This window comes from Pseudomonas sp. 05N36, assembly GCF_056397385.1.
In genome coordinates, this window is record NZ_JBFTNH010000005.1 from 405,935 (window position 1) to 416,077 (window position 10,143).

Below are 10,143 nucleotides of genomic sequence, written 5' to 3' on the forward strand. Positions count from 1 at the left end.
TCACCCGATGCGATACCACGCAGAGCGTGGGAACGATCAGCAAAAACACAATGTGGTAGAGACCACACAGGGAGAAAACATGGCTGTTGATATTTTCATCAAGATCGGCGACATCAAGGGCGAGTCCATGGACAAGGCCCACAAGGACGAAATCGACGTCTTGAACTGGAGCTGGGGCATGTCCCAGTCCGGCAATATGCACGTGGGCGGCGGCGGCGGTGCCGGCAAGGTGAACGTCCAGGACCTGTCGCTGACCAAGTATGTCGACAAGGCCTCGCCGAACCTGATGATGCACTGCGCCGCCGGCAAGCACATCGATAAGGTCAAGCTGACCGTGCGCAAGGCCGGCGGCGAAAGCCAGGTCGAGTACATGATCATCAACCTGGAAGAAGTGCTGATCACTTCCCTGAGCACCGGCGGCTCGGGTAGCGATGATCGCCTGACCGAAAACGTCACCCTGAACTTCGCCAAAGTGCTGGTGGACTACCAGCCGCAGAAAGCCGACGGCACCAAAGACGGCGGCCCGATCAAGTTTGGCTGGAACATCCGTCAGAACGTCAAGGCGTAATCGAAGATGCCCCCGTCGTTATGCGTCGGGGGCAGTTTGGTGCTTGCTCGAATCCAATCCTGTCCCATCCGGTGTCTGAGTCATGGCCAAGCCTTCGTTTGTCAATTTGTGGAAAGCGTATTCCGACCTCCTGATTACGTATCCCGACGCAAAGCCTTGCGATGGTCCGTGGGCCAACCAGTGCGCTATCCGTATGAGCATGACGCTCAATGCGGAGCTGACCATCAAGGTCAACAAATCTACCTATACCGAACCCAAATGTGCGCATGAACATGCCAGGGGTGCCGAGTCGCTGGCGAACTGGTTGTCCATGGAAGTGTCGAAAGTCGCTCATAGTGCTGGCTGCATGACCGGCGGCATGGACCAGAAAAATTTCGTGGCGCATTTCTCGTGGTAACCGACATCGCCACCCGCGATCGCCTGCAACCGTCCCTGCTGGATCGGTTGACCGACGACGACCCGAGCAATCTCAAGGAAAGCGCCGACAAGCGCGTGCTGTCCCTGAGCCAACTGAAAGCCTCGGTGCTGCGTGATCTGGCGTGGCTGCTCAACACCACTTCATTGCTCGGCGCCGATGCGACGTTGCACACCCCGGCCGGTACTTCGGTGGTCAACTTCGGGTTGCCAGCCCTGGCCGGCAACAGTGCGTCGAACGTCGATATCGCGGCGCTTGAAGCGCTGATCCACCAGGCCATCGCCACGTTCGAGCCGCGGATTCTGCGCCATACCCTGCGCGTGCGGGCCCGGGCATCCGCCGAAATGAACCATAACGCCCTGAGTTTCGAGATCGAAGGCGACCTCTGGGCGCAGCCGGTGCCGCTGCGCCTGATGCTGCAAACCGACCTGGACCTGGAATCCGGCCATGTGCGGGTGGTCAACGCCGACCAGCGGAGACGCTCATGAACCCACGCCTGCTGGAACTGTACAACCAGGAGTTGCTCCACGTGCGCGAAAGCGCGGCGGAGTTCGCCCAGCAATACCCGAAAATCGCCAGTCGGCTGACGTTGTCCGGTATGGACTGCGCCGACCCGTACGTCGAGCGCTTGCTGGAAGGGTTCGCCTACCTGACGGCGCGAGTACAGCTCAAGCTCGACGCTGAATACCCGACCTTCACCCACAACTTGCTGGAAATCGCTTACCCCCATTACCTGGCGCCGACACCGTCGATGACCGTCGTGCAACTGCAGGCCGACCCCGATGAAGGCTCGCTGAGCAGCGGCTTCCCGCTGCCCCGGGACACGGTCCTGCGTGCCGCCCTGGGTCGCGAAACCCAAACCTGCTGCGAGTACCGCACCGCCCACGCGGTGACGTTGTGGCCGCTGCAGGTCAGCCGGGCCGAGTACTTCGGCAACCCGTCCGCCGTGCTCGGGCGCCTGGCCGCCAGTGAACCCAAGGCCAAGGCCGGCCTGCGCCTGACCCTGCGTACCGGGGCCGAACTGCCATTCAACAGCCTGCCCCTGGACAACCTGCCGCTGTACCTCAGCGGCGCCGACGAGCAGCCCTTTCGCCTCTATGAACAGCTGCTGGGCAACGCCTGCGCCGTGTTCGCACGTCAGCCCGGCGGCGATTGGGTAGAACGCCTGCCGCAGGATGCACTGCGTTCCGTGGGATTCGACGATACCGACGCCGCGCTGCCAGTGGTCTCGCGAGCCTTCCAGGGCTATCGCCTGTTGCAGGAATACTTCGCCCTGCCCCACCGCTTTCTGTTTGTCGACTTCACCCAGTTGAACCGTGCGGTCAAACGCTGCGACGGCCAGGAGCTGGAATTGATCGTGCTGTTCGACCGTCACGATCCGAGCCTGGAAGGCAGCGTCGGTGCCGCGCAGTTCCTGCCGTTCTGCACCCCGGCAATCAACTTGTTTCCCAAGCGCCTGGATCGCATCCACTTGTCGGAACGGGTCCATGAACACCATGTGATCGCCGACCGCACCCGGCCGATGGATTTCGAGATTCACTCCCTGACCACCCTCACCGGCCATGGGACCGGGTCAGAGCAGCCTTTTTTGCCGTTCTATACGGTACGTGATCCGTCTCGTTACGGCCGCGATCAGGCCTGGTACACGGTGCGGCGCGAACCACGTGTGCTGTCCAGCGGCCAGCGGCGCAACGGCCCGCGCTCGACTTACATCGGCAGCGAAACCTTCGTCAGCCTGGTGGACAGCCAGCAGGCACCCTATCGCCACGACCTGCGCCAACTGGGCGTAACGGCGTTATGCACCAACCGCGACCTGCCGCTGTTCATGAGCGTGGGCAATGGCAAGACCGACTTCACCCTGGCAGACAGCGCACCTGTAGCGGCGGTGCGGTGCGTGGCAGGCCCGAGCCGCCCACGCGCCAGCCATGCCCATGACGCCAAGGCCTGGCGGTTGATCAGCCAGCTTTCGCTGAACTACCTGTCCCTCAGCGAGCAAGGCCAGGGCGCCGCCGCCCTGCGCGAACTGCTGCGCCTGTACGGCGACAGCAACGATACGGCGCTGCAATTGCAGATCGAAGGCCTGCGCGAAGTCAGCAGCAAGGCCTGCACCCGACGCTTGCCAATGCCGGGCCCGATCGTGTTTGGTCGTGGCCTGGAGATCACCCTGGAATTCGATGAAAACGCGTTTCGCGGCACCGGGGTTTTCTTGCTCGGCGCAGTGTTCGAGCGCTTCCTGGCACGCTACGTGTCGATCAACAGTTTTACCGAGACGGTGATCCGTACCACCGAACGCGGCGAGATCATGCGATGGAAAGCCAAGCCCGGACGCCGTCCGACCCTGTGAGTACCCTGGAGGCGATGCACCAGGAGCCCTGGGAATATGACTTCTTCCAGGCATTGCGGCGCATCGAGTGCGAATCGCCTGAGCTGCCGCGCCTGGGCCATTCGTTGCGCCTGGCCGATGATCCGCTGCGCCTTGGGCAACAGGCCGATTGCACCTTCGCCCCGGCGACCCTGGCCTCGGTACAGCCGGGTATCGACGGTGCGCCGGCGCGGCTGGAGCAGTTCTTTTTCGGCCTCGGCGGCCCCAACGGCCCGTTGCCGCTGCACATCACTGAGTATGTGCGCGAACGCCAGCGCAACAACGCCGACAGCACCAGCAAACGCTTCCTGGATGTGTTCCACCATCGCCTGCTGAGCCTGTTTTATCGGGCCTGGGCCGAAGCGCGACCGACAGTCAGCCATGATCGCCCGGACGATGACTACTGGTCGGCACGCCTGGCGGCACTGAGCGGCCGGGGCATGCCGAGCCTGCTCAAACAAGGGCTGATCCCCGACACGGCGAAGCTGCATTACAGCGGTCATCTGTCGGCACAAACCCGCTACCCGGACGGCTTGAAGGCCATTATCAGCGAATACTTCGGCCTGCCGGTAGCGATCGAGGAATACGTCGGCCAATGGCTGGAGCTGCCGGAACGCAGCCGCGTGGGCGTCAGCGCCCATCAATTGGGCATGGATTTTTGCCTGGGTCGTTACGTCTGGGATCGCCAGCACAAATTCCGCATTCGCCTGGGGCCGCTCAAGCTCGATGACTACATGGGCATGCTGCCCGGCAGCCAACCTTTCAATGAGCTGGTGGCCTGGGTGGCCGAATACCTGGGCCATGAACTGGACTGGGACTTGAACCTGATCCTGGAACAGCCAGAAGTACCGGCGCTGCAACTCAATGGCCGCTTCCGCCTGGGGTTCAATACCTGGCTGGGCCGGCCCGAAACAGATGCCAAGGATTTAATACTGGCCCGGCATTACGCCGAGCAAGCCAACACCTCACAGACCTCAAGGAGCCATGAGCATGGGTGAAATCAGTCGCGCCGCGTTGTTCGGCAAGCTAAACAGCGTGGCCTACAAAGCCATCGAAGCCGCCACCGTGTTTTGCAAGTTGCGTGGCAACCCGTATGTGGAACTGGCCCACTGGTTTCATCAGTTGCTGCAATTGCAGGACTCGGACCTGCACCGCATTATCCGCCAGTTCAATATCGAACCGGCGCGCCTGGCCCGAGACCTGACCGAAGCCCTGGATCGTTTGCCACGGGGCTCGACATCAATCACTGACTTGTCCTCCCATGTGGAAGAAGCCGTGGAACGTGGCTGGGTCTACGGCAGCCTGATGTTCGGCGAAAGCCAGGTGCGTACCGGTTACCTGGTGCTGGGCATCCTCAAGACGCCGAGCCTGCGCCACGGGCTGCTCGGGCTGTCGGCAGAGTTTGACAAGATCAAGGTCGAGGCCCTGAGCGAGCGGTTCGACGAATACGTCGGCGACTCGCCGGAAAATGCGCTCAGCGCCAACGATGGTTTCAACGCAGGCAGCGTGCCCGGTGAAGCCAGTGGCGCCATGGCCCCCAGCGCCATGGGCAAGCAGGAAGCGCTCAAGCGTTTTACCGTCGACCTCACCGAGCAGGCCCGCAGCGGCAAGCTTGACCCGATTGTCGGCCGTGACGAAGAGATCCGCCAGCTGGTGGACATCCTCATGCGTCGTCGGCAGAACAACCCGATTCTGACCGGTGAAGCCGGTGTCGGTAAAACCGCGGTGGTCGAAGGCTTTGCCCTGCGCATCGTCGCCGGTGACGTGCCGCCTGCGCTCAAAGACGTGGAACTGCGCAGCCTCGATGTCGGCCTGTTGCAGGCCGGCGCGAGCATGAAAGGTGAATTCGAACAGCGCCTGCGCCAGGTCATCGAAGACGTCCAGGCCTCGCCGAAACCGATCATCCTGTTTATCGACGAAGCCCACACGCTGGTAGGTGCCGGTGGCGCCGCCGGTACCGGGGATGCGGCCAACCTGCTGAAACCGGCTCTGGCCCGGGGCACGCTGCGCACCGTGGCCGCCACGACGTGGGCCGAGTACAAGAAGCACATTGAAAAAGACCCGGCCCTGACCCGTCGCTTCCAGGTGGTGCAAGTGGCCGAGCCGTCGGAAGACAAGGCCTTGCTGATGATGCGCGGCGTGGCCTCGACAATGGAAAAACACCATCAGGTGCAGATCCTCGACGAAGCCCTGGAAGCGTCGGTCAAGCTGTCTCACCGCTACATCCCGGCGCGCCAGTTGCCGGACAAATCCGTGAGCCTGCTGGACACCGCCTGCGCCCGGGTCGCCATCAGCCTGCATGCCGTGCCGGCCGAAGTGGACGACAGCCGTCGCCGCATCGAGGCGTTGGAAACCGAGCTGCAGATCATCGCCCGCGAGCATGCCATCGGCATCGTCATCGGCGCCCGCCAGAGCAACAGCGAAAACCTGCTCGCCGCCGAGCGCGAACGCCTCGCCGAACTGGAAAGCCGCTGGGCCGAAGAGAAAACCCTGGTGGACGAATTGCTCGCCACCCGCGCCACCCTGCGCGAGCGCGTCGGTGTGGTGGACAGCGAGGATGGCAGCGAGACCAGCCACGCCTTGCGCGAGAAACTGGTGGACCTGCAACAGCGTCTCAGCGCCCTGCAAGGCGAAACCCCGTTGATCCTGCCGACTGTGGATTACCAGGCCGTGGCCTCGGTGGTCGCCGACTGGACCGGCATTCCGGTGGGCCGCATGGCCCGTAACGAACTGGAAACCGTGCTCAACCTCGACCAGCACTTGAAGAAACGCATCATCGGCCAGGACCACGCCTTGCAGATGATCGCCAAGCGCATCCAGACCTCCCGCGCCGGCCTCGACAACCCGAGCAAACCAATTGGCGTGTTCATGCTCGCCGGCACCTCCGGCGTGGGCAAGACCGAAACCGCCCTGGCCCTGGCCGAAGCCATGTACGGCGGCGAGCAGAACGTCATCACCATCAACATGAGCGAATTCCAGGAAGCCCACACGGTGTCCACGCTCAAGGGCGCGCCACCGGGCTACATCGGCTATGGCGAAGGTGGCGTGCTGACCGAAGCCGTGCGGCGCAAACCCTACAGCGTGGTGCTGCTGGACGAGGTGGAAAAAGCCCACCCGGACGTGCATGAGATCTTCTTCCAGGTCTTCGACAAAGGCGTGATGGAGGACGGCGAAGGTCGCGTGATCGACTTCAAGAACACCTTGATTCTGCTGACCACCAACGCTGGCACCGAGCTGATCGCCCGGGTCTGCAAAGACCCGCAAAACGTGCCCGAGCCCGAAGAAATCGCCAAGGCCCTGCGCCAGCCGCTGCTGGAGATTTTCCCGCCGGCCTTGCTGGGCCGCCTGGTGACCATTCCGTACTACCCGCTCAGCGACGAGATGCTCAAGGCCATTACCCGCCTGCAACTCAACCGAATCAAGAAGCGCGTGGAGAACACCCACAAAGTGGCGTTCGATTACGACGATGAGGTGATCAACCTGATTGTCTCCCGTTGCACCGAAACCGAAAGTGGCGGGCGGATGATCGACACCATCCTGACCAACAGCCTGCTGCCGGACATGAGCCGCGAGTTCCTCACCCGCATGCTCGAAGGCAAGGCGCTGGCAGGGGTACGGATCAGCGCCCGGGACAACGAATTGCACTACGACTTCAGCGACGCCGCCTGACCTGACCGAAACACGGTCAATGTGGGAGCGGGCTTGCTCGCGAATGCAATCTGTCAGCGACATTGATATTGGCTGACACACCGCCTTCGCGAGCAAGCCCGCTCCCACACTGGACCCGGTTCCGACAGGGATATGCAGCTCGGCTCTATAACGTTTACGGGATAACCGATGCTATTCAAGCAACTCTCACGCCTGGCAAAAATCACCAGCCCCCTGGGGCCGGAGGTGCTGTTGCTCAAAGACATGGGCGGCGGCGAAGAGCTGGGGCGGCTGTTCAACTATGAGTTGCAGCTGCACTCGCTGGACAATGCCATCGACCTCAACCAGTTGCTCGGCAAACCCATGTCCCTGAGCCTGCAACTGGACGACAGTGGCGAACGTCATTTCCATGGCATCGTTGCCCGCTGCAGCCAGAACGTCGACCAGGGCCAGTTCGCCAGCTACCAGGTCACGCTGCGGCCTTGGCTTTGGCTGCTGACCCGCACCTCCGATTGCCGGATTTTCCAGAACCTGACCGTCCCGCAGATCATCAAGCAGGTGTTTCGCGACCTCGGCTTTTCCGATTTCGAAGACGCCCTGAGCCAGCCCTATCGCGAGTGGGAATACTGCGTGCAGTATCGCGAAACCAGTTTCGATTTCGTCAGCCGCCTGATGGAGCAGGAAGGGATCTACTACTTCTTCCGCCATGAACAGGGTCGTCATGTGTTGGTGTTGGCCGATGCCTACGGCGCTCACACCAGTGCGCCCGGCTACGCCTCGGTGCCCTACTACCCCAGGAATGAGCAGCAGCGCGAACGCGATCACATCCACGATTGGCACCTGGCCCAGGAAGTCCAGCCGGGTTCGCTGGAACTCAACGACTATGATTTCCAGCGCCCCAGCGCGCGTATCGACGTGCGCTCGGCCATGCCCCGTCCGCACACCGCCGGCGATTATCCGCTGTACGACTACCCCGGCACTTATGTGCAAAGCGAAGACGGCGAACATTACGCCCGCACCCGCATCGAAGCCTTGCAGACCCTGCACGAACAGGTCGAGCTGGCCGGCAACGCCCGAGGCCTGGGCTCGGGTCATTTGTTCAGCCTCACCGGCTTCAGCCGCCAGGACCAGAACCGTGAATACCTGATCGTCGGCACCCGCTATTACATTTCCCAGGAAAGCGGGGAAACCGGCGGCGGCGCGCCTTCGGCACAGTTCGAAAGCAGTCTGACCTGCATCGACGCCCAACAAAGCTACCGCCCGCTGCCCAACACCCACCGCCCCATCGTCAAAGGCCCGCAGACCGCGTTGGTGGTGGGCCCCAAAGGCGAGGAAATCTGGACCGATCAGTTTGGCCGGGTGAAGGTGCATTTCTATTGGGACCGGCATGATCAGTCCAACGAAAACAGCTCATGCTGGATTCGCGTGTCACAGTCCTGGGCCGGTAAAAACTGGGGCTCGATGCAGATCCCGCGGATCGGCCAGGAAGTCATCGTCAGCTTCCTCGAAGGCGACCCGGACCGGCCGATCATCACCGGCCGCGTCTACAACGCCGAACAGACCGTGCCCTACGACCTGCCGGAAAACGCCACCCAGAGCGGCATGAAAAGCCGTTCGAGCAAGGGCGGCACACCGGCCAATTTCAACGAAATCCGCATGGAAGACAAAAAAGGCGCCGAGCAGTTGTACATCCACGCCGAGCGCAATCAGGACATCGTGGTCGAGGTCGATGAAAGCCACGCGGTGGGCCACGACCGCAACAAGAGCATCGGGCATAACGAGACGGTGACCATCGGCAACAACCGCCTGCGCATCGTCAAGCAGGAAGACATTCTGTCGGTGGGCCAGCGCAAGACCGACAGCATCAGCCAGAGCTACGTCATTGAAGTGGGCGAGAACCTGCGGCTGGTCTGTGGTGAAAGCATCCTGGAGCTCAATGCCAGCGGCCAGATCAACCTGACCGGCGTGCAAATCAGCTTCTATGCCAGCGGTGATGCCGAGTTCAACACCGGCGGCGTGCTGCACCTGAACAACGGCGGCGGCCCTGGCGCCACGCCTGACGGCCAGGGCGTCAAGGCCAGCATCGACGCCAACATCAATGCCGCGTTTCCCAAGCCCAAGGGCTAATCACGAGATCTGTGTTCCATGACTTACCGAATTAATGAGTTCCAGTTCCAGCTGCCGGCAGGCGAGCTGCAAGACGCGACGATCAACATCCTCAAGTTCCCTGAACTGGGCACTTCGCTGATCGTCAGCCGCAGCTTGCTGGCCGAGGGCGAAACCCTGCAAAGCAACTTCGACGACCAGCTCAAGCGCCTGGAAAAACAAGTGCAAGATTTGCGTTTTCAACCGGGCGTCGCCGTGCGCCTGGGCGCCAGCCAGGAGGTCGAAGGCATCGAGTTGCGCAGCCAGTTCAACAAAGGCAACGACAAAGTCTTCCAGTATCAGTTGGCGCTGGTATTGCCCGGCACCCGCAAAATGCTCGCCCTGAGCTACGTGAAGGCGGAAAAACTCGGCGATGCCGAAGCCGCGCATTGGGCAACCATCAAGAGTTCGCTGTTGTTCGACGTTCCGGCCTGATGAGCACCCTGCATGTCTGATGCACTCTGGGCCGCCCGGCTGGGCGATGCGCTCAACCACACCTCGATGATGGCCGACATTCTTGGCGGCGTGCTGGAGGTGGCGGCGAACATTGCGATTACCGCGCTGGCGACAGCTGCCGTGGTGGCGGCCACCGGCATCACCGTCGCCACTGGCGGGCTCGGGTGCTTCCTGCTCGGCGCGGTGGTGGGCACGGTGGTCGGTCTCGCCATGAGCAAGACCGGGGCCGACAAGGGTTTAAGCAACCTGTGCGAGAGCTTCAGCAATTCGCTGTTTCCGCCCACGGTGCAGGCGAACATTCTCACCGGTTCCACCAACACCCTGATCAACAGCATCCCCGCCGCCCGCGCCGCCGGGGCGATTGCGTCCCATGTCGCGCCGGCCGGTACCGAGCTAGAGGCACCCGAGCCCGAAGCCGAGCCCAGCTATCTGGACATGGCCGAGAGCTTCTTCTCCCAGATGTGGCGCCCCACTGTCGCCACCCCGGCGCCCGGCGCGGTGCCCAAGCCGCTGGACCTGGTCGCCTGCATGAAGCATCCGCCGATGCCG

At 62.3% G+C, this 10,143-nt stretch carries 7 protein-coding genes and 2 pseudogenes; all 9 read left to right on the forward strand.

Going from position 1 to position 10,143, the window contains the following annotated elements; translation table 11 throughout:
- The first annotated feature begins 79 nt into the window (after nt 1-79).
- Nucleotides 80-568: an Hcp family type VI secretion system effector gene (locus AC1DIH_RS10280; protein WP_253417554.1), complete on the forward strand. Its 489-nt coding sequence runs from the start codon at nt 80-82 to the stop codon at nt 566-568.
- Between the two features lie 82 nt (nt 569-650).
- Nucleotides 651-875: pseudogene (locus AC1DIH_RS10285) on the forward strand (hypothetical protein); the annotation flags it as partial.
- Nucleotides 876-958: 83 nt separating this feature from the next.
- Complete coding sequence (gene tssE, locus AC1DIH_RS10290; RefSeq protein ID WP_477771579.1) at nt 959-1,471, forward strand: type VI secretion system baseplate subunit TssE; 513 nt, start codon at nt 959-961, stop codon at nt 1,469-1,471.
- Entirely contained in the window at nt 1,468-3,327 is a 1,860-nt protein-coding gene (gene tssF / locus AC1DIH_RS10295; protein WP_477771580.1) for a type VI secretion system baseplate subunit TssF, read from the forward strand. The genes tssE and tssF overlap by 4 nt, the downstream gene beginning before the upstream one ends.
- The gene (gene tssG, locus AC1DIH_RS10300) at nt 3,291-4,343 is read left to right on the forward strand and encodes a type VI secretion system baseplate subunit TssG (RefSeq protein ID WP_477771581.1); all 1,053 of its coding nucleotides are present in this window, start codon (nt 3,291-3,293) and stop codon (nt 4,341-4,343) included. Before tssF ends, tssG begins: the two co-directional genes overlap by 37 nt.
- Nucleotides 4,336-7,014: a type VI secretion system ATPase TssH gene (gene tssH / locus AC1DIH_RS10305; RefSeq protein WP_477771582.1), complete on the forward strand. Its 2,679-nt coding sequence runs from the start codon at nt 4,336-4,338 to the stop codon at nt 7,012-7,014. Before tssG ends, tssH begins: the two co-directional genes overlap by 8 nt.
- A 168-nt stretch (nt 7,015-7,182) precedes the next feature.
- On the forward strand, nt 7,183-9,120 hold the full coding sequence (locus tag AC1DIH_RS10310; protein ID WP_477771583.1) for a type VI secretion system Vgr family protein: 1,938 nt from the start codon (nt 7,183-7,185) through the stop codon (nt 9,118-9,120).
- Between the two features lie 18 nt (nt 9,121-9,138).
- The gene (locus AC1DIH_RS10315; RefSeq protein ID WP_052967849.1) at nt 9,139-9,573 is read left to right on the forward strand and encodes a DcrB-related protein; all 435 of its coding nucleotides are present in this window, start codon (nt 9,139-9,141) and stop codon (nt 9,571-9,573) included.
- 12 nt (nt 9,574-9,585) lie between these two features.
- Nucleotides 9,586-10,143: pseudogene (locus AC1DIH_RS10320) on the forward strand (RHS repeat-associated core domain-containing protein); the annotation flags it as partial.